This is a genomic window from Collinsella sp. CLA-ER-H4 (assembly GCF_040092395.1).
GTDB lineage: Bacteria > Actinomycetota > Coriobacteriia > Coriobacteriales > Coriobacteriaceae > Collinsella.
The window spans coordinates 94,421-120,221 of sequence record NZ_JBBNLQ010000006.1; the positions used below are offsets into that span (position 1 = coordinate 94,421).

The following is a 25,801-nucleotide window of genomic DNA, read 5'->3' on the forward strand; positions in this document are numbered from 1 at the left end:
CTCCATCCTTAACTTAAATTTGCAGGAATTGTGTTGAGTCTATTTTCGTTCATTTTCTTTTTAAGTAAGAAAACGCCTTTCGATTACTTATCTTTTCTATAAAAGAAAGATGATTCGCTTGAAAACTGCAATGTCGTATAGAGGGATCCGGCGCGAATCCCTTCCGTTTGCTTTTCAAAAACGAGTGTCTTGACCTGTGTGCCGGTGATATCTCATACGTGCGACGCCGTCGATTTTCATACAATGGGCGCAGCAAAACGCAAGGTGAAACGCCTTGTGAACGACTACGCCCGATGTCCAGATGCGGGCGAGGGAGAGGAGCAAACGCTCATGGCACTTGTTACCACCGAAAAGATGCTCAAGGACGCTCAGGCCGGCCACTACGCCGTCGGCGCGTTCAACGTCGAGAACCTCGAGTTTGTTATGGCCGTTCTGGCCGCTGCCGAGGAGACCAAGTCCCCCGTCATCATGCAGACCACCCCGGGCACCATTAAGACCGCTGGCCTGGATTACTTCTACGGCATGGTCAAGGCCGCTGCCGAGCGCGCTTCCGTGCCCGTCGCCCTGCACCTCGATCACGGCGATGGTTATGACCGCTGCATGCAGGCCTTCCGCACCGGCTATACCTCTGTCATGATCGACGGTTCGCACGAGTCCTTCGAGGACAACATCGCCCTGACCAAGTCCGTCGCCGACGCTGGCCGCGCCATGGGCGTGCCCGTCGAGGCCGAGCTCGGCAAGGTTGGCGGCAAGGAGGACGACGGTCCCGCGGTTGAGGGCGAGAGCCCCTACACCGATCCTGCCGAGGCCAAGGAGTTCGTCGAGCGCACCGGCTGCACCTCGCTGGCCATTGGCGTTGGCACCAGCCACGGCGTGTACACGAGCGATCCGCACATCGAGCAGTCCGTGGTCAAGGCCATCCGCGACGCCGTCGACGTGCCGCTGGTTCTGCATGGCACCTCCGGTGTGCCCGATGAGCAGGTCGCCGAGGCCGTGAAGAACGGCATCTGCAAGGTTAACTACGCCACCGAGCTGCGTCAGGCCTACACCAAGGGCTTCATGGCCTACATGGCCGAGAACCCTGCCTGCTTCGATCCCAAGAAGCCGGCCAAGGAGGGCATGCGTGAGATCACCGAGCTGGTTAAGATCCGCATGACCAACCTTAACTCTGTGGGCAAAGCAGAGTAACAGCAAGGGTACTCCGACTCGCTACATATCCCGGGGAGGGACGAGGGCTTAGTTCCCCAATCGTCCTCGGGCATGCAAAAAGCCTCGCTGCGCACTTCGTGCGGCGAGGCTTTTTGCCCCCTGCGGAAAGATTGGGGAACTAAGCCCTCGTCCCTCCCAAGTTGACCTTCTCGAGGTCGTCGCCCTTGTGGCGTTAGGTCTGAAAATAATAAGAAGCCTTCGCGCTGTGGAATGATTTTGGAAACTAAGTACGGGGACCCGCCCAAACCGTCCTGCTCAATCGCCCTTGTGGTGTTGGGGCTGAAAGGGTGGGGCGCGGGGGTTACTTGGTTGTTAGGGTTAGCAGGTCGTTGGGGGTTTTGAGGTTGTAGGTGGCGTTTGGGATGTCTTGGTGTGATCCCCATGCCGCTCTGGCAAAACTGACCCCTGCCGAAGTTGCGCATTGTTCGTCGTAGACGGTGTCGCCAACGTAGACGACGTTGCCAGGATTCGCGCCCGTACGCCGGAGATATTCGAGCATGGGAGCGGGTGCGGGTTTATGTTCGGTTGTGTCTTCGACAAGGATGATGTGCTCAAAATACTTATCGAAGCCAAGGGGTGCAATTTCTTCTGCGTATTCGTCGCGCGCACGTGAGGAGACGATGCCAAGTTTGCAACCGTTGTCGGAGAGTGTTGCGATAACTTCGTGCAAGCCGGGAAACACGCTGATGGTGCTTTTAAAGCTGGCGGCAACTTGGCACCAGCGATCCAGCGTTGCCTGTGAGTAGATCCCAAGTTTCTCAAGGGCGTTCTTGCCGGGTATGCCGAGGGCAAATTCAAGCTCGTGTCGGGGGAGCGTTTTGCCGGTTTCTTCTTGGACAATCTGGACAAGCGATGACAGAACGCTTTCTTCTGTATCTGCCAATGTCCCATCAACGTCAAATACGATATGGTCAAAGTGCTTCATATGATTGCTCCTCTCTGTTGTTTGCCTGCAAGTTTGATGCGGTGACAGAAGAAGGGCTAGCGGGATTTCTGCCTGGTACTATCGAGATTCTGCCTCGCTGCTCGATAGCTCGAAGGAGTGCATCCCATTTGTTCTTTAAATACCTGGCCAAGATGGCTTGCTGTCGCAAAGCCGCATTGGCGCGCGACTGTCTGGACCGTTCGCGTGGTGTGTGCCAAAAGTTCGCAAGCACGGTTTACGCGGTATGCGCGCAGATATGCCGCCGGGGTCGTTCCTGCGCAAGCTTCGATAATGCGGTAACACTCTCTTTCGCTTACGCCGGCTGCAGATGCCATCTGGGGCACATCTATAGCGGCTGCATAGTTTGCGCGGATATAGTCCAGGATTGCCTTGAACTGTACGTCGCGGTTGGTCATCCAAGAGGCGTTGTCGGAGGAAAAGAGCGGTTCGGCCTTGGCGTAAATCTGAATCCAGAGCTCTGACAAACTATTTCGAAGCGCCATCTCGTTCTGCGGCCGTTGAAGGTCGTGGTTAAAGGAACTCTTTAGCAAATCGATAAAGGGCATATCGTCGGGGTTGGTGGGCGACCATTTGAGCACATCGACGCCTCGACATTGCAGCAAAGGATTGATATAGCGCTTTTGAAGGCGTCCCGCGGGATCGCCGAGCATCGACGGCTGAAAGATATGCAACATTTGAATGGCTGGTGCCGAATTGGGTGATTGCAGCGTGCTGTGCAAAACGCCGCCGTTGATAAAGCCGGCGGACCCTTCCTCAAAGCGTACGTGCTCATGAGCCGCGCGCGTTCGATAGTCAATCGCTCCCTGCTCCATGTAGAAAAGCTCAACTTCGGAATGCCAGTGCCAGGGGACGGAATTGCCCGGATAGCGAGCGAATTCTGTGCGTTCGGCAATATAGGGCCAGTCTTCGGCGGTCTCGGGAAACGCTTCCTCGCGTCCTCCGCGGTGCAATTCTATGTGATCCATGTTTCGCATGGCATCAGTATAAAGCGCGATGGGCTTAGATTGCTCTTGCCTGTTCGGGGAACGCCTTGTCTAGGGATGCTTGGAGCTTTTCGAACGATGCTCTCAAGTTGTGGCTCTGATCGGCTGAGCGCTTGGTTTTTGTGGTGGGGGAGTCGAGGAGACCGTTTCTCTGTGTCGGGGGGAAGGAGAAAAGGTCTGCATGTGTTAGGGATGGCTGCTGTGCTGCGTCGTTGGAAGAATGCATGCTTATGCGGCCTCCTCGATGTCCACCAAAAGGTTGCGCACGGGGTGTGCTGCTAGGTCCCGTGCGTTGGCAGTATTATGCCGCGGCTGTTGCAAAGAATCGCTAAAGAAAAGCTTAATGAGGTTTGACGTTGTGATGAAACCGCAGGTCAAAGCTATCGGGTAACACTCTTGAAAGGTTTTGGGCTTAAGGGCTTTCTAAGGTTTGTGACGTGGATGTGGCGCGGACGTGCGGAGCGTGTGAATGCTCACTGTTAGCGCTGCGGCTCTGCGGCGCGCACCTGCTCGATGACCTTTTCCATCGTGGCGTCGATGCGGTCTTTTTTGAGCTCGCATTCCCAGATGGTTATGGGTGTCCAGCCCATTTGAGTGAGTGCTGTCACAGCAGCACGGTCGCGCTCGACGTTGCGACGGAACTTTGCCTCCCAAAACTCAACGTTGCGCTTGGGCTGGCTCGGATTGCACTTGGGGCAGCGGTGCCAAAAGCAGCCGTTGACGAAGATGGCGATCTTGCGCCCGGGAAAGGCGATGTCGGGCTTTCCGGGCACCTTCCATTCCAGACGGTATCCCGTAAGGCCTGCGGCGCGCAGGCGCTGGCGAACGAGCAGCTCGGGTTTGGTGTTCGCACGCTTGTTGCCCTTCATGGATTTTTTGATGGCAGCGCGACGGCGCACGAGCTCACGCTCGTCGGCGGAGAGGTCCGAGGTGTCGATGCCGTCCAGCAGGCCGGGCTTGGGGCGCTTTTTGCTGCGGCGCTTAGGTGCGCGCTTGGGCTTGGCGACGGGGCGTTCGGTCGTGGCGGCCTCGGCATCTTTGGCAGTGCTGTTGACCTTAAGCCGGTCTTCCTTCAACTCAATTAGGGCATCAATGAGTCCCTTGTCGGCGGGCATCCACTCAACGGTGGCAAGCGAGGTGCGCGGAATCCAGCGGATATCGAGCTGGCGGTCGTGCTTCTGGGGCTCGCCAGACTCTTTAGCCAGCGAGCAGTAGTAGCACTCCATGGAAAGATGAAAATCGGGGTAGTCGTACTCAACGGTATAGAAATCGCGCAGATTGGTGACTTTGACCTGCAACTCTTCCATAAGCTCGCGGCGTACGGCGTCCTCGGGCGACTCGCCGCGCATGAGCTTGCCACCGGGAAACTCCCAAAGTCCCTGCATGTCGCCGTAGCCGCGCTGCACGGCAAGCAGCTCATCAGATCCTTCCTTGCGAATGATCCCAGCGGCAACATGAACAGTCTTCAACAGGAGTCCTCTCTCAACATCAACACGTGGCAGGGTAGCTACGCGTACCTTACACAACGGTAAGGCAAGCGTAAGCCATATCGATGGTAGCTGACTCGTCTTCTTGCGACTATAGATGCCGTAGACTAATCGCAAGAAAGGACTCGGTATGCAAACCACGCACATGGCGACCCCGGTACTGGAGGTCGCGCATCTCGAAAAGGTATATGGAGCGCTGGGCAACGTGACCCGCGCGCTCAACGACGTCAGCTTTACCGTCAACCGCGGCGAATTTGTTGGCATCATGGGCGCTTCGGGCTCGGGCAAGTCGACGTTGCTCAACTGCGTTTCGACCATCGATAGCGCCACGAGCGGCACCATCCGCATCAACGGGCAGGACGTTACGCGCATGAAGCAGGCTAAGCTTTCGCAGTTCCGTCGCGAGGAGCTCGGCTTTATCTTCCAGGACTCCAACCTGCTCGATACGCTCACGGCACGCGAGAACATCGCCCTGCCGCTCACCATTGCCCGCACAAACTCGGCAGAGATCTCGACCCGCGTGCAGGATGTGGCCGCGCGTCTGTCTATCAGTCAGGTGCTCGACAAGTATCCCTACCAGATGTCCGGCGGTCAGCAGCAGCGCGTTGCCGCGGCCCGCGCGCTCGTCACCGACCCCACCATGATCATGGCCGACGAGCCCACCGGCGCCCTCGATTCCAAGAGTGCCCGCCTGCTGCTCGAGAGCCTGGAGGCCCTCAATCGCCGCCTGCGCGCCACGGTGCTCATGGTCACGCACGACAGCTTTGCCGCCAGCTACACGAGCTGTGTGCTGTTTATTCGCGATGGCAAGATCTTCACCGATCTGCGCCGCGGCGACACCGACCGCCGAGAGTTCTTCGACCGCATTATGGAGGTCGTTGCCATGATGGGCGGTGAAGGCTCCGATGCTCTGTAAACTCGCTTGGGGCAACGTCCGCCGCGCCGGCCGCGACTACCTCGTCTACCTTTTGACGCTCACCCTGGGCGTCACGGTCTTCTATGCCTTTAACACCATCTCGATGCAGGTCGACATCGCCGGAATCGATGAAAAGGGCTTGGCGCAGGTTATGGGCAGCATGCTCGGCGACCTGACGTACTTTTTGGCCGGTGTCATGGCCTTTTTGATGGTGTACGCCAATAACTTCATCATGAAACGCCGCAAGAAGGAGTTTGGCCTGTACCAGGTGCTCGGCATGGGGCGCGGGCGCGTCGCCACGATCATGTCGCTCGAGACCGTGATAGTGTCGGTCGTGGCCTTTGTCGCCGGCATTGTGCTGGGTGTGGGACTCTCCCAGCTCATGACGTTCTTTACGGCCTCGCTCTTTAAGACACAGATCGCCAATTTCCACTTCTTTTTCTCGGTGCATGCGTTCAATCTGACCCTTGCCTGCATGCTCGTAATGTTTGTGCTCACGCTACTGCTGAACCTTCGCGCCGTGCGTCGTACCAAACTCATCGAGCTTATGGGTGCCGAGCGTCGCAACGAGAGCATCAAGACACGCAACCCCTGGATCGCGATTGCCATCTTTGCCGTGGGCGTGGTGCTTGTGGGCGTGGCCTATTACCGTCTGCTACGTGATGGGTTCCCGCTAACTGCGACGGACAGCAAGTTGCAAGAGGCCATGAACCAGTTTGGTATTACGACCGCTATGGTTACCGTGGGCACCTTTGCCCTGTTCTGGGGACTCTCGGGCATGCTCATCAAGCTGGTGCAGAGCCTGCGCGGCGTGTATTGGCGCGGCCTCAACATGTTTACCGTGCGCCAGCTTGCGGCCAAGGTCAACACGGTGTGCTTTTCGATGGGCGTCATCGCGATGCTCCTGTTTTTGGCCATCACCTCGGTGACGTGCGGTATGTCGATTGCCAACGTGATGAACGAAAACCTGGAGCGCTATAATCCGGCCGACATGTCGCAGACGTATGTCTATTACACGCCCGATACGCTCGACTTCTACAAAGAGTCTTTCAATCCGTCTGAGGCCGATCGAATGGTGCTGGCCGATAGTACGGTCGATTTGTACTCCGCATGGCACGGCGATCGTATCGATCACGATAACGTTGCAGACGGTATTAAGGGCAAGTCGGCGGACAACAACGACGAGACCGGCAAGAAGGTCAATATCGCCGATGTTGCCGGTGAGCATGTGCAGATCGATTCGTATCTGAGTTACCCGCTCGGCGGCTCGGATCCTTCGGTGACTCCAAGTGAAATGTGCAAGACCATGGGCGAAAAGCTTCCCAAGGCGCTCGGGGGTAGCAATGCCGATGCGATGGGTCTGTTTGTGACGCCGGCGAGCCAGTACAACAAACTGCGCCAGATGATGGGCGAGGAGCCGGTGAGCATTGGCCGCGACCAGTATCTGCTCACGTGTGATATGGGCGGCGAGCTGGTCGACCTGTACACCAAGTATATGGCTAGCGGCCATGCCCTTACCTTGGGCGGGCATACGCTCAAGCCCGCAACCGATAAGTCGGACGAAGATACGGCGGCCATCGCCAACTCGGCGATGGGCAGTAATCCGGGTACCGTCGTCGTTGCCGACGAGCTGTTGTCCCAACTTAATCTGCAGCCGTATTCCAGTAGCCTGCTCGTTAACTACAAACAGGGGATGGATACGACCGAGGCAGACGAGAGCATTAAATACACTGTGCTCGACAATCTGCTCGTTGACGGCAAGGAGCCGGGGTCGTGGGGAACCTTCATCACACGCTCCGAGATGTACACGCAGGCAGCGCAAATGAACGGTCTTATTAGCTACCTAGCCATCTACATCGGCTTTGTATTGGTCGTTGCATGCGCGGCGATTCTGTCGATCCAGCAACTCTCCAACGTGGCCGACGGCAGCCGCAGCTATCGTGTGCTGGCACAGATCGGCTGTGACGACCGCCAGATTCGCCATTCGGTGATGGCGCAGCAAGCGGTATTCTTCCTGTTCCCGCTGGCAGTGGGCTTGGCGCACTCCTTTGTGGCACTTAAGGTGATCATCGAGCTGGTGAGCACGTTCGGAGCTATGAGCATCGGCGGCACCGTGGGCCTCACCTGTGCAATCTTCCTGGCAGCATACGGTGGCTACTTCCTGGTGACCTACCTCATGAGTACCGGCATGGTGCGAGCCGCCATCGCCACCCGCTACAGCGAGTAACAAGCGGGCAAAATCGTCGCAAAATCAGAGGCGTATGACCGCCGCGAAGGGACCAGGGGCCCTTTCGCGGCGGTTTTTGCCAACCTGGTGCGTCTCAGATACAAGTGAGTAGACTTTTTTGAACCTGCCGAGCACATCGGGACAAATGCTCAATAAAACCGCAGGTCAGGGCAGTGATGTTTTGGGGCGTGCTTGGCTTCCTGAAAAAAGCCTACTCACTTGGTTTTTCTGCTAGAAAACCGCCGCGAGGGAAGGCGGCTCCCTCGCGGCGCCTGGCGTTTGCCCAGATAAAACCTACCAAAATAAACCTGTCCCCTTTTGACAGGCTAGCGCTCCCAGAAGTGGAGGATGAGCGTGGTGCCTTTTAGCGGAGGGGGTATATTGATTAATTCGGGTAACAGTTTTTTAACGCTGGGGCCGATGTTAAAATAGCCAAAATGCTATCTAGGAGCTTTGAATTTATGGCAATCGAGGCGGCTGATCTACAAAACGTAAAGCGCTCGTTCCTCTGGCATTCAATTATGTTGTTTATAGGGGCGGCTGGTCTGTATTGTATGGCGCCAAGTATTTATGCGGGCCTTTCTGGCACCGTTCTTATCGGTCTGCATCTGCTTTCGGGCTTCTGTGTGGGTCTCATCTCTCGCCCCGTGAGACCGGGTATTTCCAAACGGCTTTTTGGACTTATGCTCGTAGATATTGCACTTCTCGCGATGTTCACGGTATCTCTTAATGTGTTTCATCAATTTCATGGTGTGGTTTCGGCGCTCGCGTTCATTTTGTTGTTGCTAGCCCCCTTGCTTGTCGCTTGCTGTTCTTGGGCGCTTGGCGGTGAATTCACAAACATGCGTGCGGGATCAACGGGGAAACATGTAGCCGATGGCCCTGTTCTCCATGGGTATCCTGAGCTCGCCCTTTACAGCCCCGTTGTACTCTTGATTGCTTTGCTTGTTGGCCTTCAGTTTCTTCTCGCCTCGTTGATGGAGTCCATCGGTTCTATCCTTTCCGTTAACGCCGAGATGGGGGTTGCTGCCTCGCTCGTCGAACCTCTTGCGTTTGGTAATGCTGCCGTTGCTCTTGATTTGGATTGTTTGTTTTCGCGCAATATAAACATCGGAGCTGTGCTCCTGAGCTTTGGTGGGCGTCAAGAGATCGCACTGCTTCTGGTGACTGTCTTGGGCAGCATCCTTGTCAGGGCCATAATGCGATCGTTACCCGACTTAACGAGCGCTTTTTCTGCGGATGCCAAATTAGGAGGAAAACGCTCTGCAGTTGCCGATATCCCTGCGACTTTGGGTTTTTCTCAAAGGGAGTCCGCGGTTTTCTCTATGAGGATAGAGGGAAAAACGTACGAGGAGATTGCTTCTGCCTTGGATATTTCCCCGTCTACCGCCCGTACCTATTTGTCGCGGGCCTTGACTAAAACCGGATATAAAAGCATTTCGGAGGCGACGGCTGAACTTCTTTCGTCAAAGGATACGTGGCATTTCGACGCAACAAATGACCATGATCACCGTTCAGAATCACTGAGGCTCTCATCGTCCAATCGGAACTGCAGGATAGTCTTCGCCTGCTTCCTGTTTATGTATGCGTCTGGAATGGGCATCGAGGAAATCCTCGTATGCTTCAGCTTTGAGCATGATGTGATAATCCTATCGATAGCCACAGTGCTTTTGGCCCTGTGTTGCTATGCGGTTATACGGCGGATGACAGAAATGCATTTATGTTGCTCACCTGAACTGAGTCTTTCTTCGGTATCCGCGGGTGCCGGAATAGCGTTCTGGGCTCACGATGCAGTAAGTCGACTGTACATTTTCTTTGAGTCCGTTGGGAGCGGTGAGTCCGTTGGCGTCCTTTTGCCTGCTTTACGCGTGATCGCGTTCCTTGTCGTACTTATCCTTCTGACTTATTCGCTGCTATCCTTGCGTTTGAAAGATGCAGCTCGGGCGGGTGATCGACGCGATGCCGTGCGTGAGGCTTTCTTGAGGCTTGGCTTCACGCCGCTTTATGCCGACATCATGGCATGCGTTTTTGATGGCAATAGAACCACCGAGATTTGCGCGCATCTTAATGTTGCTCGGGGAACCGTCAAAGAGGCCAAGAGCAAGAGCTATGCCTTGCTTGGAGTTCACTCGGAGCGTGAACTTAGAGATAAAGTATTTTGTCTTATAGCTGATGTTGTAGAAAATGGCAGGTAGAAGCCTGTAGACAAACAAGATCATAAGTCCATCCCGCACGTCTACAGACAGTTCAGACGATGAAGGCGATACTTCCGGACAACGGGTCCGACGATCCGTGTGTTGCGAACCGGAGGTGCTTGCTGTGAAGGTTTGTGATTGCCTCACATATGTACGGCTTAATTTAGAAGTTCTTGCGCGCAACCGGGGAATTATGTTGTTGACGGCGCTGCTCGCGCTCGTATTCTGCATCCCGGTTTTTCTATCCGTTCCAACGGGGGCAGATTATCTATATGGCAGAGGTTCCATCGAGGAGCAGAGGGCATTGTTGGCCTCTCAAGTCTCTGGCGGCGTTTATGACACCGCCCCACAGGAGCTCAACAGCATCATTGCCGACGAAAGGGCGTGTCTTGATCGAGCGCTTGAAAACAAGGCAGATTCCAGAGGGTATTACGATGCGATTGCCGATTACGACAATCTATTGCTCAAGGAATACCGACTCGGTTATTTGAATGGCGTTGATTCGGAGCTATCGCTTGAGGCCCAAGAGCGTCTTCCCCGAGCCATAGCAATGCTGCCCCATCCGGAATCGTACGGCTCAACAACAAAAATGCCTGGGATGAATCTTCTTGCATATTATTGCGGCGCTGTTCCTGCAATAGCGTGGCTTTTAGTTCCGGTTCTCGTCCTCTATATGTCGCTTGAGGGGGATGGAAAGCGGTTCTACGATCGGGCTTTGTTGTCAAAGTTAGAGATGAATGCATGCCGCGTTCTCGTCTCTGGCATTGCATCGATGACGGTTTTGGTTCTGGCGTTGGCTCCCTGTTTTGTATTGGCAACGGTGCTTAACGGTGCCGGTCAGACGGAGTACCCAGTCGTATTCATTCAGTATGGTGACGTGGTCGAAAGAACTGTGTTAGTTCAGCTTGGGCTATTTGCTGTCTTTGAGGCTGCGTTGTCTATGATGTTTGCTTGTTTGGGCGTGTGCGTATACGCAGGAAGCAGAAACAGGGCCATTTCGTCCATGGTGGTCGCTCTTGTGGGGGGCATAAGCCAGCTTCCGTTTTATGCGAGCAAAGATGCTCCATGGCATGCGTTGCTGCCGTATATGGTGCCGAGCTATTCTGTCTCTTCGCTTGCACTCGGCGGCGCTTCTTACGCCAATGGAGCTGAGGTATCACTCGTTCCTGAAGCCAGTGCGCTGCACTGTTTCTTTGCCGTAATGGGCACGCTTGTTGTCTGTGCGTTGGGAATCATCTCGTTTTCGCGTCTAAAAAGCAAGAATCGCTGGGCCTGGAACCATATTAGTCCGGATAGTTTGGGCGAGAAAAGCTTGCTCTCTCTGTCGCTGGATGTGTTGACGGTTGAAAAAAACCAGCTGGCAAAGGGATTGCAGTTTGATATGCCCGCTGGCCAGATATGGGGTCTTGTCGCGCCAAATGGATATGGCAAGACTACGTTACTTAATGCTCTTTGGGGAGACGCTGGGTCATCAGTGCGCGTGTCAGGTTCTCTCTGTTTTCATGCAAAAGCATGTGTCGACTGTGAGGAAATGAGAAAGGAATTCTTCTTGGTTCCGAATGGGCCGTCTCTATTGATTCCATACATGACAGTCGCTTTCCATCTCGACCGATGCAGGCGAATTTGGCATTCACCTCGCACTTTGGACCAGGTGCTTGATCGCTTTGACTTGACTGGGTTGAAGAATACGCCCGTATCTAGGCTGTCTGATGGAAATAGACAATTACTCAATGTGGCGATGGCGTATATGTCCTATTGCGAAGTCGTCCTTTTGGATGAGCCCATGAATGCACTTGATGTGAGACACGTCGCAATCGTTTCGAATGCTCTTAGAGACGATGCGGGTAGGGGGGCGCATGTCATTATCTCTTCTCATCTAATCGGAAATCTCGAATCGCTTTGCGATGCTTCCGTATTGTTCACACGAGATGGCTCGCGTGTCGTTACCCGAGAAATGGGAGGTGATTCGAAATGGATCGGTAATGTGTACGCGCAGCTTTTCAAGACGAACGATAACAAAAACTAGGAAAGGAAGATGACCATGAAGCGAAATGTAGCGAAGAACTATGTGAAGGCAATGTGCGCATGTATTATGTTCGCTCTGTCGATGGCCGTAATTCCCACTTATGCGTCGGCGCAACCAGATGCAGGTTCTGTTGCACCTTGTCGTCTTGTGACGGCGGATGTCTTGGACACCTACAAATCGTTCTCCACTGCAAACCACCCGAGCGAGAATATTGATTGCTTCGATCAGACATACAAGAGGCTGTCTTTTAAAACTTCGTATTCTCGTACGGGGCAAACGATTCTCTATACGGGTGCAGCGTTAAGCCCGCGCGGCAACGGGATGCCCGGGTTTGAGACAAAATATCAGTGCACATATCGTACCTGGTAGATAACTCTAGGATCGGATCTCTCCGAATTGCTTTGCGGCGGACTTGTTTAACGCTGCTGCCCTTCGTTCATCTCAATCTGTAACACCTGGCTGGCAAAAACGTCTCTACCTGTTACAGATTGAGACTATTCGACGCGCACTCTATAACTCGTCTCGATCTGTAACAGTAAGACGGCGATTTGTCCTCTACGCGTTACAGATTGAGACGAATGAAACCATGAACCAAAAACCGCCGCGAAGGGGGGGCAACTCCCCCTTCGCGGCGGTTTGGACGTTTGCCCAGATAAAACCTGCCAAAATAAACCTGTCCCTTTTTGGCAGGTTAGCGCTTCCAGAAGCGGAGAATGAGCGTCGTGCGGTTTTGCTGCACGGTTTTGACCAGGATGTTGTGGATGTGGGTCTTGACGGTGTCCACGGCAAGGAACAGCTCGTCAGCAATCTCTTGGTTTGATTTGCCCAGCACAACCAGACGCAAAACCTCGGCCTCGCGGTTGGAGAGCTTGTAGTCGTTGGGGACGTTCTTAAACGACTAGTCAAACAAGAACGTCCCCAACGACTACCCAGGGAATGTCCCTGACTGCCGGCAGGAAAAGAACGTCCCTAACTGCCGCGTCAAACGAAAGGGCGCTGACCTTCTGGTCGCGCCCTTGAAGTTGAACGTCAGATTGTACAGGTGCGGCCCGTGCAGCGTCGAGTCGTTACGCGGTTTGGTAAAACCGCGTAACTAAATACGTTCCGCGATCTCGTGGATGAGGTAGTCGGTCTTTTCCCAGCCCAGGCACGGGTCGGTGATCGACTTGCCAAAGACGCCGCCGTCGACCGGCTGGTTGCCGTCCTCCAGGTAGGACTCGATCATAAAGCCCTTGACCAGCTTAGAGATGGACTCGTTACGGCGGCAGCTGTCGAGCACCTCCTTGCAAATGCGGTACTGCTCCAGCGGGCGCTTGCCCGAGTTGTCGTGGTTGCAGTCGATGACCGCCGCCGGGTTGGCGTAGCCGGCGTGCTCGGTATAGCGCTCGGCCAGGCGCTCCAGGTGCTCGTAGTGGTAATTGGGGTAGGTACGACCATCGAGACCGATGTAGCCACGCATAACGGCGTGTGCGAGCGGGTTGCCGTCGCACTCGACCTCCCAGTTGCGGAAGATGAAGCTCTGGTGCGCCTGCGCGGCGTAAATGGAGTTGAGCATAACGGTGGTAGAGCCGGCAGTGGGATTCTTCATGCCGACGGGTACCGAAATGCCGCTCGACACCAGGCGATGCTCCTGGTTCTCGACCGAGCGTGCGCCCACGGCAACATAGCTCAGCAGGTCGACGAGGTATTGGTAGTTGGACGGGTAGAGCATCTCATCGGCGGTAAAGAAGCCCGTTTCCTCAATAACGCGCAGGTGCATGTGGCGGATGGCCTTGACGCCCTCGAGCAGGTCGTCGGGCGCCTCGGGGTTAGGGTTGTGCAGAAGACCCTTGTAACCGGTGCCCTTGGTACGCGGCTTATTGGTGTAGACGCGCGGAATGATGATGAGCTTGTCCTTGACCTCCTCGGCGGTCTTGGCCAGTCGGTTCATGTACTCAAGCACCGAATCCTCGCGGTCGGCAGAGCACGGGCCGATGATGAGCACCTTGCGCGCGTCCTCGCCGGTAAAGACTTTGGCGACCTCGGCGTCAAATGCCTGCTTTTTGGCGGTAAGCTCGGCAGAAAGCGGCATTTCCTCGCGGATCTCCATAGGGATCGGCAGCCTGCGTTTGAATTCCATGGCCATAGGGGCCTCCTCAATCAATTGATGGCAACGAGAACATTGTCGAATGCTCGGCATTATCCGCTGTCGCACGCTAAAGTGCAAGCCCTTGTCACCCCGAAACCTACCAAAAAGAGACAGGTTTATTTTGGCAGGTTTTATCTGGGCAAACGTCGGCGAATGCCGGGAGGGAGCGGCGCCGCGCGGGACCCTAAGGCTGTTGTCAGTTCCCCAGGAAATACCCTGTGGGCAAAAAATGCCAAATATGAGTACGGTTGCTATCTTGGTATCATATTGCCTTCGCAAAATAATAGACATAACAGCAAAATATGTTTATTAACGCAAACACATATAAGTCCGCTATAGGGCTGTTTGATCAATTTAGGGACGCGTGTAAGCCGTGAAAACGGCATTTGGGGCTGTTTTGGCTGTTACTAAAAAGGTAACAGTACTCATATTTGCCCTTTTTTGCCCACGGGGCCTCGAAGGGGCTGCCAATCAGGTCCCAGGGGAGACGGTTTGAGGGCCGCAGAGCAAAAACGGGGGCGCAGGTTGTCCTGCGCCCCCGTTCTCGGGCGTTATTCGTTCCCCGCGGCAGAATTTACGCCGCCTCGTCGAACTGCGAGTTGTACAGATCGGCGTAGAAGCCGCCCTGGGCGAGCAACTCGTCGTGCGTGCCCTTCTCGACGATATCGCCGTCGCGAATTACCAAGATCACGTCGGCGTTGCGGATCGTGGACAGGCGGTGCGCGATAACAAAGCTGGTACGGCCCTGCATCAGCGCATCCATGGCACGCTGAATAAGCTCCTCGGTACGAGTGTCAACGTTGGAGGTTGCCTCGTCCAGAATTAGCGCCGGGCGGTCGGCCAAAATGGCACGGGCAATGGTCACGAGCTGGCGCTGACCCTGCGACAGGTTGGTGCCCTCCTCGTTGATCATAAAGTCGTAACCGCCGGCGAGCGTATGGATAAAGTGGTCGCAGCGTGCGGCGCGTGCGGCGGCCTCGACTTCGGCATCGCTCGCATCGGGGCGTCCGTAGCGGATGTTCTCGCGGATGGTGCCGTTAAACAGCCAGGTATCCTGCAGCACCATGGCAAACTCGCCGCGCAGCGCCGCGCGGTCCCAGTCGCGCACGTCGACACCCTCGACGCGCAGCGAACCGCCGTCCACATCGTAGAAGCGCTGCAGCAGCTTAATGAGCGTGGTCTTGCCGGCGCCGGTAGGACCGACGATGGCGATGGTCTGGCCGGGCTGCGCCTCGCAGCTAAAGTCGTGGATGATGGTCTTGTCGGGCGTATAGCCAAACTTGACGTGATCAAACTCCACATGGCCGGGGCGCTTTTCGGGAATCTGCGCGTCGGCTTTCTGCTCCTCCTCGGGCGCGGCCAGGAACTCAAAGACGCGCTCGGTGGCGGCTGCCATCGACTGCATCGTGTTGCTCACGTTGCCCAGTTGCTGCACGGGCTGCGTAAAGTTGCGAACGTACTGGATAAAGCTCTGGATGTCGCCGGGCGTGGCGTTGCCGGTCAGTGCGAGCTGTGCGCCCACCACGACAACGCCCACGTAGCCCATGTTACCCACCAGGCTCATAAGCGGCATCATCAGGCCCGACAGGAACTGCGAGCGCCAGCCACTAATAAAGAGGCGGTCGTTTTGACGGTCGAACTCTTCGATCGAGGCCTCGGCGCGGTCGAACACCTGAATGACGTTCTGGCCGGCAAAGTCCTCCTCGATAATGCCGTTGACGGCGCCCAGAACCTGCTGCTGCTCGCGGAAGTACGGCTGCGAGAAGTGAATCATTACGGTCAAGATAATCGCGGCGGCCGGCAGCGTGAGCACGGTGACGCCGGTAAGCGGCAGGCTGATCGAAAGCATCATGACGAGCACGCCGATAATCTGCGTCACCGAGGTGATGAGCTGCGTCACGCTCTGGTTGAGCGACTGACCCAGCGTATCGACGTCGTTGGTGATGCGGCTGAGTACGTCTCCCTTGCTGTGGCCGTTGAAGTAACTCATCGGCACGACGGCAATCTTGGCGGCGATTTCCTTGCGCATGCGGTAGCAGATCTTTTGCGTGACGCCGGTCATGAGCCAGCCCTGGACCAGGCTGCAGACAGAGCTCGCCAGATACAGGCAGAGCAAGAAGCCGAGCGTCTTGGCGATCCAGTCAAAGTCAACGTCGCCGGTACCGTTGACCTTTGCGACCAGGCCTTCGAACAGCTTGGTCGTAACCTGGCCGAGCACCTTGGGTCCCACAATGTTAAAGATGACCGAGCACACGGCAAAGGCGACGGCGGCAAACACGGCAATCTTGTGCTGGCCGATATAGCCGAGCAGCTGCCTCATGGTGCCCTTAAAGTCCTTGGCCTTTTCGCCGCGGCGCATGCCACCCATGCGGCCCATGGGACCACGCTGGCGGGTGGGCTTGGGAATCTGAGTCTTGGTCTCGTCTGCCATTAGCGCTCGCCTCCTTCCGTGACGGCTGCAATTTCTTTTTGGGTAAGCCCCAGCTCCTCGGCGGAAAGCTGCGACTGTGCGATCTCCAGGTACGCCGGGCAGCTGCGCAGCAGCTCCTCGTGCGTGCCGGTGCCCACTACGTGGCCGTCGTCGAGCACGATGATCTGGTCGGCGTGCATGATGGTCGCGATGCGCTGGGCTACGACCACGAGTGCGGCGTCGGTAACGTTTTTTGCCAGCTCCTCGCGCAGGCGCGCGTCGGTCTTGTAGTCGAGGGCGCTAAACGAGTCATCGAACACCACGACCTCGGGCTTTTTGGCCAATGCGCGGGCGATGGCCAGGCGTTGGCGCTGACCGCCCGAGACATTGGAGCCGCCCTGGCTGATGGGGGAGTCGTAGCCGCCCTCGCGCTCGGCGATAAAGTCTTCCGCCTGGGCGACGCGTGCTGCCTGGCGCATATCCTCGTCACTCACCATGTCGCCGGCAAACTTGAGGTTGCTCTCGACGGTACCCGAGAACAGACGACCCTGCTGCGGAATATAACCGATGCGGCGGCGCAGCTCGGAAAGGGTCATGTCGCGCACGTCGATGCCGTCGAGCGAAATGCTGCCGCCCGTGACGTCGTACAGGCGCGGAATCAGCTGCACGAGCGTGGACTTGCCCGAGCCCGTGGAACCAATGATGCCGAGCATCTGGCCGGCGTGCGTGGTGAAGTTTACGCCGCTAATGACGTCGGCGCGGGCATCGGGATACTGGAAGCTCACGTCACGGAAGGTGAGCTCGCCGCGCGGCGCGCTGGCAGCGGGCAGTTTGGGCGAGGCGGGGTCGTTGATGCTCGTGGGGCAGGTGATGACCTCATCTACGCGCTCGGCTGCGACCTCGGCACGGGGCAGGATGACCGAAACCATGGTGAGGATCATAAACGCCATGACGATCTGCATGGTGTAGGAGATAAACGCCATCATGTTGCCGACCTGCATCACGCCGTCGGACACGCCCTGCGCGCCAAACCAGACGATAAGCACGGTGATGCAGTTCATGACGAGCATCATGAGCGGCATCATAAAGCTCATGGCTCGGTTGGTGTAGAGCTGCGTGGTCATCAGGTCGAGCGACGCCTTGTCAAAACGTTCGAGCTCATGTTCCTCGCGGTTGAACGAGCGGATGGGCATAAGGCCGTCGAGCAGCTCGCGGGCGGTAAGGTTCACGCGGTCAACAAAGCTTTGCATCTTTTTGAACTTGGGCATGGTGAGGCCCATAAGCACGCCGACGACGGCCGAGACCGCGATGATGGCAACGGCGATGGTCCACTCCAGGCCGGTATGGTTGGCCAGGACGCGCATGACGGCGACGATGCCCATGACGGGGGCCATCAGACACATGCGGATAAACAGAGTTGCGGCCATCTGGATCTGCTGAATGTCGTTGGTGCAGCGGGTGATGAGCGAGGCCTGGCTAAACTTGCCCACCTCGGCCGGCGAGAAGTGCATAACCTTGTTGAAGGTCTCGCGGCGCAGGTCGCGGGCGATGGAGCAGGCGGTGCGCGAAGCCACGGCACCGGTCAGGATGGTGGCGACGAGCGACACGAGGCACAGTCCAAACATCGTGGTCGCCATGCGGCTCAGGTAGGCGTTCTGCACGTCGGCGGGGTCGATGCCCTGCGCCTTGTACTCGTCCTGTACATAGCTCACGGCGCGCTGGGTGACGATGGAGCCCGACATGGAGCCCATTTTGTCCGCCATTTGGTTGGCGCCCTCGACGAGCTTGCTTTGGTCTACCAGACCGCCCTCGACACCCAGGCGCAGGCTCTTCATAGTGATCTTACCGCCGTCGGCATCAATCTGCTTTTGCATGTTCTGCGCCGCCGCGGCCTTCTGCTGCATCTCGGCGAGCTGCTCGGGCGTCATCGCTGCCATTTGCTCGGGGGTGGGCATGGCCTGGGCAGCGTTGTCGTCTTTCTCGCTGGACGAGCCCATCATGTCGCCCATGGAGTTGGCGTCGATGCCCTGGTTGAGCGAAAGGACAACAGTCTCGGGCAGGCTCATAATGTCGGCAATCTTGCCTCCATCGGCACGCTCTTCCTCGGTGCCCTCGTACGTTCGAATGTCGTTTTTGTCAGCCTTGCTAAACACGGCCTCCACAGCCTTGGCGTCCTTGGCGCTCATAAAGAGTTCGAGGTCGTCGAGCGATTCGGCGCGAATGGTGTCGGGTACGGGCGACGCGATGCCGCCTTGCTGCACACCCACGTCGACGATGTCGCTCATATAGGTAGGCAGCGCCAGATCGGCGTTGCAGCTGATTACGATAAGTACGATAGCTGCGAACAGTGCCAGGATATGTTTTTTAAAGAGCTTGAGAATCCTCACTCGGCATCTCTCCTTTCTTGATTGCGGTCGATAATTTCGTTGGCACGTCTAAGAAGGCGCACCATCTCTTGGGTATCTGTTTCGCCAAGCTGCTCGAGGAAGGCCGCGGTGCGGTCCTCGAATTCCCGACGTTTGATTTCGATAACCTGGAATCCTTTGTCGGTCACCGTGACGTGTACGCGACGACGGTCGGTCTTTGAGTGCTCGCGCTCGACCCAGCCCTTGGCCTCGAGGGCGCGCAGGATATTGGCGATGCGGGCGCTCGAGACCCAGGCACGATCGGCGAGTTCGCTCGGCGTGAGCGAGCCGCCGGCGCGCATGAGGGCGCGCATGACGGCCATCTCGCCACCCAGAGCCTGGTCGGCAAAGCGCGAAACGCGCTGGTGCATGCTGCCAAACTCGGTAAAGAGCTGACGCCCAAGCTCATGGAAATCGGTATCTTCCACCGAAAACTCCTAACACTAGAAACTAATTTCGGTGAAAGATGATACCCCCGCCCAAGCATTCCATTCGGTAGATTTCTAGGCATGTCCCAAAAATCTACTTGGCCGCTAGGCAATATAAAGAGCGTATAAAGAATTAAAATAATTCAATAATTGTAGCGTTTCAAAGAATTATCATGCACGCGGTTAGGCGAGGGGTTGTCACCACCATGACGACTGGGACTCATATAATCGCCACGTGCGATGCTCCAACTTCCCGCGAGGAGACACCTTATATAAAGGGGGATGGAGTCATGGCATTTGACTTCACGGGTAAGACCGCGATTGTCACGGGCGGCACTCAGGGCATTGGCCTCGAGATCGCCAAGGGCATCGTCGCGGGCGGCGGACATGTCGCGCTCATCGCAAGGAACGCTGCTAAGGGCGAGGCCGCGGTGGCCGAGCTTGGCGAGGGCAACAAGTTCTATCAGCTCGATGTCGCCGATGCACCCAAGGCGCGCGAGACCGTCGAGCAGATTTTTACGGACCTGCCGCAAACCAACATCCTGATCAACTGCGCTGGCGTCATCAGCACCAAGAAGTTCGACGAGATCGATGACACCGAGTGGCGTCGCACCATCGACATCAACCTCAACGGTACCTTCACTATGATGAACGCCGTGTACCCGCACTTTAAGGCGGCCCATGCCGGCACTATCGTCAACGTGAGTTCCGTTGCGGGCAAGATCGGTGGCGGCCTGCTCGGCACAGCCGCCTACGCCAGCTCCAAGGCCGGTGTTAACGGTCTAACCAAGGCAGTCGCCAAGGAAGGCGGCAAGTTTGGCGTCCGCTGCAACGCCGTGTGCCCGTCGCTTACGTTGACCGATATGACCTCGATTCTCTCTGACGAGAACTCTCAGCGCATCATCAACGGTATTCCTCTGGGCCGCGCCGCCCAGGCCAGCGAGCCTGCGCAGATGGTGCTGTTCTTCGCTTCCGACCTCGCCAGCTTCGTGAACGGCGAGATCGGCGACTGCGACGGCGGCATCGTCCTGGACGGGTAATACCCCACGACGATTATTCGGCGACGGCTCCTGCGACTCGGGACCGTCGCCTTCTTTTTGATATAGGCGCGTGCGACTACGATTCGCATGCATCCAAAGGAGATATATATGAGTGAATCGACTGCGGTGGAGGCGCCGGCGGCAAAGGAGCCGTTCTTTAAGATGTCCTCCATCCCGGGCGCCAATATTTTGGTGCCGCTTCTGTTGGGCTGCCTGCTCAACACGCTATTCCCCGACCTGTTCAAAACGCTCGGCAGCTTTACGCTTGGCATGACCCAGCAGGGTGCAGGTCCGCTCGTGGGCGCATTTTTGCTCATCGTCGGCACGACGATTTCGTTTAAGAGCGCTCCTGCCGCCGCTGCTCGCGGCGCCATCATCATCGCCGTCAAGCAGATCGTGGTCGTTGCCGTGTCGCTGCTCATCCTTTATGTGTTCAACGACAACCTGTTTGGTATCTCTGCCATGGTGATGCTGGCGGCTTGCACAGGTGCCAACAACGCTATGTACGCTGGACTGATGGGCACCATGGGCAACGAGGCCGAGCGTGGCGCCGTCGCCATCACCACGCTCGTTGTCGGCCCTCCGGTCACGATGATTGTCCTTGGCGCCGCCGGTCAGGCTCCGATTGGCTGGTCGCTCGTGGGCGCCATCCTTCCGATTGTCGTTGGCATTATCCTGGGCAACCTGTTCCCCAGCTTTAAGAAGATGATGGCACCGGCACTTTCCGCCATCATCGTGCTCGTCTTCTTTGCCATGGGCTCGACCATGACCTTTGGCCAGCTCATTAATGGCGGTCTCCCCGGTATTCTGCTCGGCGTGATCTGCTCGGTGGTCTTTGCAATTCCCGTTATCGCGGTCGATAAGCTCACGGGCGGTACGGGTGTCGCAGGTGCGGCCATTTCGAGCTGCGCCGGAGCCAATGTGGCCACGCCTGCTGCCATGGCAAGCGTCAACGAGGCCTTGTACGGCGGTGCGGTGCTCGCGACGGCCACGGCACAGGTTGCTGCCTGCGCAATCGTGACGGCTATTTTGACCCCGCTGGTCACCAGCTGGTGCTACAAGCATTTTGAGGGCCAGGGCAACGGCGATAGCAAGGCAACGACCGACAAGGCCGCCGCAGCCGCCTAATGCCAAGCGGCAATCAAAGCTAAAAACTAGCTATGCCACAGGGCGGCCACGGGGGATCCCGTGGCCGCCCTGCAGTTTCTGTAGGGTCTCTGGGGCACTTTACCATGCTAAAGCTGGCATAACAGCTAGAGTGAACGTCGTACAAAGGCAAGGAAAAATACCAAACAAATCGGTGAACGGTAGTTGTTCGCGCTCGCATTTCCTGCGGATTTGTTAAAAACGTCCTAATGGTAGAAAAAAAGGAACATATAACAGCACTGATGAAGGGGGTGGCTATGTTATCCTTCTCAAACGGGTGAAATCTTGGGTTTTGGGTTGCAGTTCCAAGGTGGACAAACGTTTTCCTTGTGCTAACGCGCGACGGAAGGCGAATGAAGCCGGTAGTGCAAGCCGAAAATTCAAGAATTCAATAAGCAGCGGTGTGAGAGAGCGCCGCATTACACGTAACTAGGAGCGTGGTTACACAATGCAGGAGGCATGGGAAGGCTTCAAGGAAGGCATCTGGACGGGAGAGGTTGACGTCCGAGACTTCATCCAGAAGAACTACACCCCCTATGAGGGCGACGAGTCGTTCCTCGCCGGCCCGACCGAGCGTACCAAGGAGCTGTGGGGCGAGGTTCTCGACCTGCTGCTTAAGGAGCGCGAGCAGGGCGGTGTCCTCGATATGGACACCAAGATCGTCACGGGTATCGTGAGCCACCCCGCTGGCTACATCGATAACGCCCACCGCGAGAAGGAGACCATCGTCGGCCTCCAGACCGACAAGCCGCTCAAGCGCGCTCTGCACGTCAACGGCGGTATCCGCATCGCTTGCCAGGCCGCCAGCCAGCACGGCTACAAGGTCGACGAGAACGTTGTCGAGCGCTACACCTTCGAGCGCAAGACTCACAACGCTGGCGTCTTCGATGTCTACACCCCCGAGATGCGTGCTTGCCGCTCGGCTCACATCATCACCGGTCTGCCCGATGGCTATGGCCGCGGCCGCATCATCGGCGACTACCGTCGTGTTGCCCTGTACGGCGTCGACTACCTGATCAAGGACAAGGAGGCCCAGAAGGCTTCCACCCCGACGGTCATGACCGCCGACAACATCCGCGATCGCGAGGAGCTGCAAGAGCAGATCCGCGCCCTCGGCGAGCTCAAGATGATGGCCGAGACCTATGGTTTCGATATTTCCAACCCTGCTACCAACACGCAGGAGGCCATCCAGTGGATGTACTTCGCCTACCTCGCTGCCGTCAAGGAGCAGAACGGCGCTGCTATGTCCATCGGTCGTACCTCTACGTTCATCGACATCTACGCCGAGCGCGACCTTGCCAACGGTACCTTTACCGAGGAGCAGATCCAGGAGTTCGTGGATCACTTCATCATGAAGCTTCGCATGGTCAAGTTTGCCCGTACCCCCGAGTATCAGGCCCTGTTTACCGGCGATCCGCAGTGGGTCACCGAGTCCATCGGCGGCATGGGTGTTGACGGCCGCACGCTCGTTACCAAGATGAGCTACCGCTACCTGCACACGCTCGAGAACATGGGCACCAGCCCCGAGCCCAACATGACCGTTCTGTGGTCGACCCGTCTGCCCGAGAACTTCAAGAAGTTCTGCGCCAAGACTTCCGTCGCCAGCTCCTCGATCCAGTACGAGAACGACGACCTCATGCGCGTCTATCACGGCGACGACTACGGCATTGCCTGCTGCGTGTCCTCCATGCGCATCGGCAAGGAGATGCAGTTCTTCGGTGCCCGCGCCAACCTGGCCAAGTGCCTGCTGTATGCACTCAATGGCGGTGTTGACGAGGTCTCCAAGAAGCAGGTCGGCCCCAAGTATCGCGCCGTCGAGGGCGATACGCTCGATTACGACGACGTTGTGGCCAAGTACAACGACATGATGAAGTGGCTTGCTGGCGTGTACGTCAACTCGCTGAACATCATTCACTACATGCACGACAAGTACTGCTACGAGCGCATTCAGATGGCTCTGCACGACAAGCACGTGCACCGCTGGTTCGCTACGGGCATCGCCGGCCTTTCCGTTGTGGCTGACTCCCTGTCCGCCATCAAGTACGCCAAGGTCCACCCCGTCCGTGACGAGAACGGCATCATCGTCGACTTCGAGACCGAGGGCGAGTTCCCCAAGTACGGTAACGACGACGACCGCGTCGACCAGATCGCTCACGACGTTGTGCACCAGTTCATGGAGTACATCCGCATGAACGACACCTACCGCAACTCCGTGCCCACGACCTCGGTTCTGACCATTACCTCCAACGTCGTGTACGGTAAGAAGACCGGCTCCACGCCCGACGGCCGCAAGGCTGGCCAGCCGTTCGCCCCGGGTGCTAACCCCATGCACAAGCGCGATAGCCACGGCGCCATCGCTTCGCTGTCTTCGGTTTCCAAGCTCCCGTTCCGCGATGCTCAGGACGGCATCTCCAACACCTTCTCCATCATCCCGAGTGCGCTCGGCAAGGAGGACCAGGTGTTCTTTGGCGATATCGACCTTGATCAGCTGGGCGAGTAACTATTGTTAGTGCTATACTAACAATAACGATTACTGATTAGTGCGCCGGTTTCGGCCGGCGCCTATTAATCGAAGGAGACACATTATGAAGGTTTCTGAAGTTTCCGAGACCCAGGCCGATAACCTGGTCCACATGCTCGACGCTTACGCCGAGAAGGGTGGCCACCACCTGAACATCAACGTCTTCAACCGTGAGACGCTGCTCGACGCTCAGGCTCACCCCGAGAAGTATCCGCAGCTGACCATCCGCGTTTCCGGCTATGCCGTGAACTTCCACACGCTCACCAAGGAGCAGCAGGACGAGGTCATTGCGCGTACCTTCCACGACAAGTTCTAAAGGGACTCAACTCCCACCGGAGACCCGGTAAGGCCTACGCACTTTGCCTCTCAAACGTCCTCGCCGCTTCGCGGCTGCGGAATGTTTGCGAGACAAAGTGCTCCCGGCCTTGCCGGGTCTCCTGCGTTGTCGTCCTTTAAGGAACCACGCTAAATTAAATTGGTGTCCTCGGACATGCAAAGAGGCTCGCTGCGCACTTCGTGCGGCGAGCCTCTTTGCGTCCTGACGCTCCTATTTGGCAAGGTGTTTTTTAGAATCCATTTTGCGCTCGGCCTCGAAGGCCTGCCTGTCCCAATCGAGCGGAAGTCCGGCCTCGACCCATGCCTCGTAGGCCCTCCTTATGGGCTTGAGCTCCCTTTGGCCCCTCTCCAGCATCGAGATGTACTTCTCGCTGGTGCCCAGTATGGACGCCGCCCTCACCTGGCTGACCTTCGCCGCGCGCCTGGCCGCCACGAGCTCCGAGGCGTCCTCGGGCCTCCTGATCTCGTGCGGGCGCATCAGCGCCCGGTACGCCTCCCTGGCCACGTAGCGCTTGAGGCACCTCATGACCTCCCTGTCGCTCTTTCCCCGCCCCCTGGCCCTCTCGGCGTACTCGGCGGTCTCGGGGTCGCGCATGACCCTCTGCCTCGCGATCTCGTGCAGCGCGCTGTTCGCCTGCCGGTCGCCGCCCCTGTTGAGCCTGTGCCTCACGGTCTTGCCGCTCGAGGCGGGGATGGGGCAGGCCCCGCATATCGCCGCGAACGACGCCTCGGAGCGCAGCCTGCCCGGGTTGTCCCCGGCCGCGACCGCGAGCTTGGCCGCGCTCACGGGCCCGCACCCGTACATCGCCAGCAGCGCGGGGCAGTTCTCCTCCAGGGACGCCTCGATCGCGCGCTCCATGTCGAGCGCCGCGTCGCGCGCCGCCGCCCACAGGTCCGCCAGCGCGCCGAGCGCGGCGCCCAGCGCGCCCTCGGCGCGCACGGAGGGGAGCTCCTCCATCAGCCTCGGCCCTCCCATGCCGCGGAACCTCGACCTGAGCCCCTCCGGCGCGGTGGTGAGCAGCGACCTCGCGGTGTTGATCGCCGAGGTCCGCGCCTTCACCGCCCCGGAGCGCGCCGCGAGCATGCAGCGCACCCCGTCGACCCACCCGTCCTGGCTCTTGGGGGTCCCGAGCTTCGAGCCGGACATCGCCGCGCGGGCGGCCCTCTCCGCGTCCGACTCGTCGCACTTCCCCTGCCCCGGGCGCCTCCTCTGCGTCCTCGCCGGGGAGAGCGCCTCGCGCACGGGCATCCCCAGCGACGCGAGGTGCCTGGTGTTAGCGCTAATCTAAAATTGACCACTTTCGCAAACGCATCTCGCCGAATGCGCTAACGCGATTTCGCCGACCCCGCTAACGTACTTTCACCAACTGCGCTAACGGAACTATGCTCCGATCGGGT

Annotated in this window: 18 protein-coding genes and 1 pseudogene; 10 read left to right on the top strand and 9 right to left on the bottom strand. The window is 57.5% G+C overall.

The window, feature by feature from the left end; translation table 11 throughout:
* Window positions 1–330: 330 nt before the first annotated feature.
* Window positions 331–1,188 (top strand): class II fructose-bisphosphate aldolase, encoded by an 858-nt coding sequence (locus tag AAAX34_RS05855; RefSeq protein ID WP_022095149.1) that lies wholly within the window; start codon window positions 331–333, stop codon window positions 1,186–1,188.
* A 322-nt stretch (window positions 1,189–1,510) separates the two neighbouring features.
* Here the strand turns inward: AAAX34_RS05855 and AAAX34_RS05860 are convergent, their stop codons facing one another.
* The 3 genes from AAAX34_RS05860 to vsr form a co-directional block, all read right to left on the bottom strand.
* Complete coding sequence (locus AAAX34_RS05860) at window positions 1,511–2,134, bottom strand: HAD family hydrolase (RefSeq protein ID WP_349110391.1); 624 nt, start codon at window positions 2,132–2,134, stop codon at window positions 1,511–1,513.
* Between the two features lie 56 nt (window positions 2,135–2,190).
* Window positions 2,191–3,120, bottom strand: a complete 930-nt coding sequence (locus tag AAAX34_RS05865) for a helix-turn-helix domain-containing protein (protein WP_349110392.1) — start codon at window positions 3,118–3,120, stop codon at window positions 2,191–2,193.
* A 497-nt stretch (window positions 3,121–3,617) separates the two neighbouring features.
* Window positions 3,618–4,607 (bottom strand): DNA mismatch endonuclease Vsr, encoded by a 990-nt coding sequence (gene vsr, locus AAAX34_RS05870; protein ID WP_349110394.1) that lies wholly within the window; start codon window positions 4,605–4,607, stop codon window positions 3,618–3,620.
* A gap of 148 nt (window positions 4,608–4,755) precedes the next feature.
* On the opposite strand from vsr, the gene AAAX34_RS05875 reads away from it, so the two are divergent.
* The 5 genes from AAAX34_RS05875 to AAAX34_RS05895 all read left to right on the top strand — a co-directional run bounded on the left by AAAX34_RS05875 (window position 4,756) and on the right by AAAX34_RS05895 (window position 12,358).
* Window positions 4,756–5,541 (top strand): ABC transporter ATP-binding protein, encoded by a 786-nt coding sequence (locus AAAX34_RS05875; RefSeq protein WP_349110396.1) that lies wholly within the window; start codon window positions 4,756–4,758, stop codon window positions 5,539–5,541.
* Window positions 5,531–7,768, top strand: coding sequence for an ABC transporter permease (locus AAAX34_RS05880; protein ID WP_349110397.1), 2,238 nt, complete (start codon window positions 5,531–5,533; stop codon window positions 7,766–7,768). Before AAAX34_RS05875 ends, AAAX34_RS05880 begins: the two co-directional genes overlap by 11 nt.
* Window positions 7,769–8,229: 461 nt before the next feature.
* A complete protein-coding gene (locus AAAX34_RS05885) occupies window positions 8,230–9,963 on the top strand; it encodes a helix-turn-helix transcriptional regulator (RefSeq protein ID WP_349110398.1) in 1,734 nt (577 codons plus the stop codon).
* 124 nt (window positions 9,964–10,087) lie between these two features.
* Entirely contained in the window at window positions 10,088–11,989 is a 1,902-nt protein-coding gene (locus tag AAAX34_RS05890) for an ATP-binding cassette domain-containing protein (RefSeq protein ID WP_349110400.1), read from the top strand.
* 15 nt (window positions 11,990–12,004) lie between these two features.
* Window positions 12,005–12,358, top strand: coding sequence for a hypothetical protein (locus AAAX34_RS05895; RefSeq protein WP_152067587.1), 354 nt, complete (start codon window positions 12,005–12,007; stop codon window positions 12,356–12,358).
* Between the two features lie 322 nt (window positions 12,359–12,680).
* On the opposite strand, the pseudogene AAAX34_RS05900 reads toward AAAX34_RS05895, so the two are convergent.
* From AAAX34_RS05900 to AAAX34_RS05920, 5 genes and pseudogenes are all read right to left on the bottom strand, one after another.
* Window positions 12,681–12,848: pseudogene (locus AAAX34_RS05900) on the bottom strand (LuxR C-terminal-related transcriptional regulator); the annotation flags it as partial.
* 234 nt (window positions 12,849–13,082) lie between these two features.
* Window positions 13,083–14,114, bottom strand: a complete 1,032-nt coding sequence (locus AAAX34_RS05905) for a 3-deoxy-7-phosphoheptulonate synthase (protein ID WP_006234851.1) — start codon at window positions 14,112–14,114, stop codon at window positions 13,083–13,085.
* 577 nt (window positions 14,115–14,691) lie between these two features.
* Window positions 14,692–16,548, bottom strand: coding sequence for an ABC transporter ATP-binding protein (locus AAAX34_RS05910; RefSeq protein WP_195620757.1), 1,857 nt, complete (start codon window positions 16,546–16,548; stop codon window positions 14,692–14,694).
* Window positions 16,548–18,914 carry an ABC transporter ATP-binding protein gene (locus AAAX34_RS05915; protein ID WP_349110402.1) on the bottom strand — a complete coding sequence of 789 codons (2,367 nt, stop codon included), beginning with the start codon at window positions 18,912–18,914 and terminating at the stop codon, window positions 16,548–16,550. The genes AAAX34_RS05910 and AAAX34_RS05915 overlap by 1 nt, the downstream gene beginning before the upstream one ends.
* Window positions 18,911–19,360 (bottom strand): MarR family transcriptional regulator, encoded by a 450-nt coding sequence (locus AAAX34_RS05920; RefSeq protein WP_050766108.1) that lies wholly within the window; start codon window positions 19,358–19,360, stop codon window positions 18,911–18,913. The genes AAAX34_RS05915 and AAAX34_RS05920 overlap by 4 nt, the downstream gene beginning before the upstream one ends.
* Before the next feature lie 290 nt (window positions 19,361–19,650).
* Here AAAX34_RS05920 and AAAX34_RS05925 point away from each other — a divergent pair, with 290 nt between their 5' ends.
* From AAAX34_RS05925 to grcA3, 4 genes are all read left to right on the top strand, one after another.
* Window positions 19,651–20,400, top strand: a complete 750-nt coding sequence (locus tag AAAX34_RS05925) for an SDR family NAD(P)-dependent oxidoreductase (protein WP_006234857.1) — start codon at window positions 19,651–19,653, stop codon at window positions 20,398–20,400.
* Between the two features lie 108 nt (window positions 20,401–20,508).
* Window positions 20,509–21,528, top strand: coding sequence for a 2-keto-3-deoxygluconate permease (locus tag AAAX34_RS05930; protein WP_349110404.1), 1,020 nt, complete (start codon window positions 20,509–20,511; stop codon window positions 21,526–21,528).
* A 466-nt stretch (window positions 21,529–21,994) separates the two neighbouring features.
* Window positions 21,995–24,046, top strand: coding sequence for a formate C-acetyltransferase (gene pflB / locus AAAX34_RS05935; RefSeq protein ID WP_195445630.1), 2,052 nt, complete (start codon window positions 21,995–21,997; stop codon window positions 24,044–24,046).
* A gap of 85 nt (window positions 24,047–24,131) precedes the next feature.
* Window positions 24,132–24,383, top strand: a complete 252-nt coding sequence (grcA3, locus tag AAAX34_RS05940; protein WP_006234861.1) for an autonomous glycyl radical cofactor GrcA3 — start codon at window positions 24,132–24,134, stop codon at window positions 24,381–24,383.
* Between the two features lie 231 nt (window positions 24,384–24,614).
* On the opposite strand, the gene AAAX34_RS05945 is transcribed toward grcA3, so the two are convergent.
* The gene (locus AAAX34_RS05945; RefSeq protein ID WP_349110405.1) at window positions 24,615–25,646 is read right to left on the bottom strand and encodes a transposase; all 1,032 of its coding nucleotides are present in this window, start codon (window positions 25,644–25,646) and stop codon (window positions 24,615–24,617) included.
* Between the last annotated feature and the right edge of the window lie 155 nt (window positions 25,647–25,801).

Coding starts and splice junctions, on each gene's coding strand:
- AAAX34_RS05855 (WP_022095149.1), top strand. CDS start 331: ATGGCACTTGTTACCACCGAAAAGATGCTCAAGGACGCTCAGGCCGGC.
- AAAX34_RS05860 (WP_349110391.1), bottom strand. CDS start 2,134: ATGAAGCACTTTGACCATATCGTATTTGACGTTGATGGGACATTGGCA.
- AAAX34_RS05865 (WP_349110392.1), bottom strand. CDS start 3,120: ATGGATCACATAGAATTGCACCGCGGAGGACGCGAGGAAGCGTTTCCC.
- AAAX34_RS05875 (WP_349110396.1), top strand. CDS start 4,756: ATGCAAACCACGCACATGGCGACCCCGGTACTGGAGGTCGCGCATCTC.
- AAAX34_RS05880 (WP_349110397.1), top strand. CDS start 5,531: ATGCTCTGTAAACTCGCTTGGGGCAACGTCCGCCGCGCCGGCCGCGAC.
- AAAX34_RS05885 (WP_349110398.1), top strand. CDS start 8,230: ATGGCAATCGAGGCGGCTGATCTACAAAACGTAAAGCGCTCGTTCCTC.
- AAAX34_RS05895 (WP_152067587.1), top strand. CDS start 12,005: ATGAAGCGAAATGTAGCGAAGAACTATGTGAAGGCAATGTGCGCATGT.
- AAAX34_RS05905 (WP_006234851.1), bottom strand. CDS start 14,114: ATGGCCATGGAATTCAAACGCAGGCTGCCGATCCCTATGGAGATCCGC.
- AAAX34_RS05910 (WP_195620757.1), bottom strand. CDS start 16,548: ATGGCAGACGAGACCAAGACTCAGATTCCCAAGCCCACCCGCCAGCGT.
- AAAX34_RS05925 (WP_006234857.1), top strand. CDS start 19,651: ATGGCATTTGACTTCACGGGTAAGACCGCGATTGTCACGGGCGGCACT.
- AAAX34_RS05930 (WP_349110404.1), top strand. CDS start 20,509: ATGAGTGAATCGACTGCGGTGGAGGCGCCGGCGGCAAAGGAGCCGTTC.
- pflB (WP_195445630.1), top strand. CDS start 21,995: ATGCAGGAGGCATGGGAAGGCTTCAAGGAAGGCATCTGGACGGGAGAG.
- grcA3 (WP_006234861.1), top strand. CDS start 24,132: ATGAAGGTTTCTGAAGTTTCCGAGACCCAGGCCGATAACCTGGTCCAC.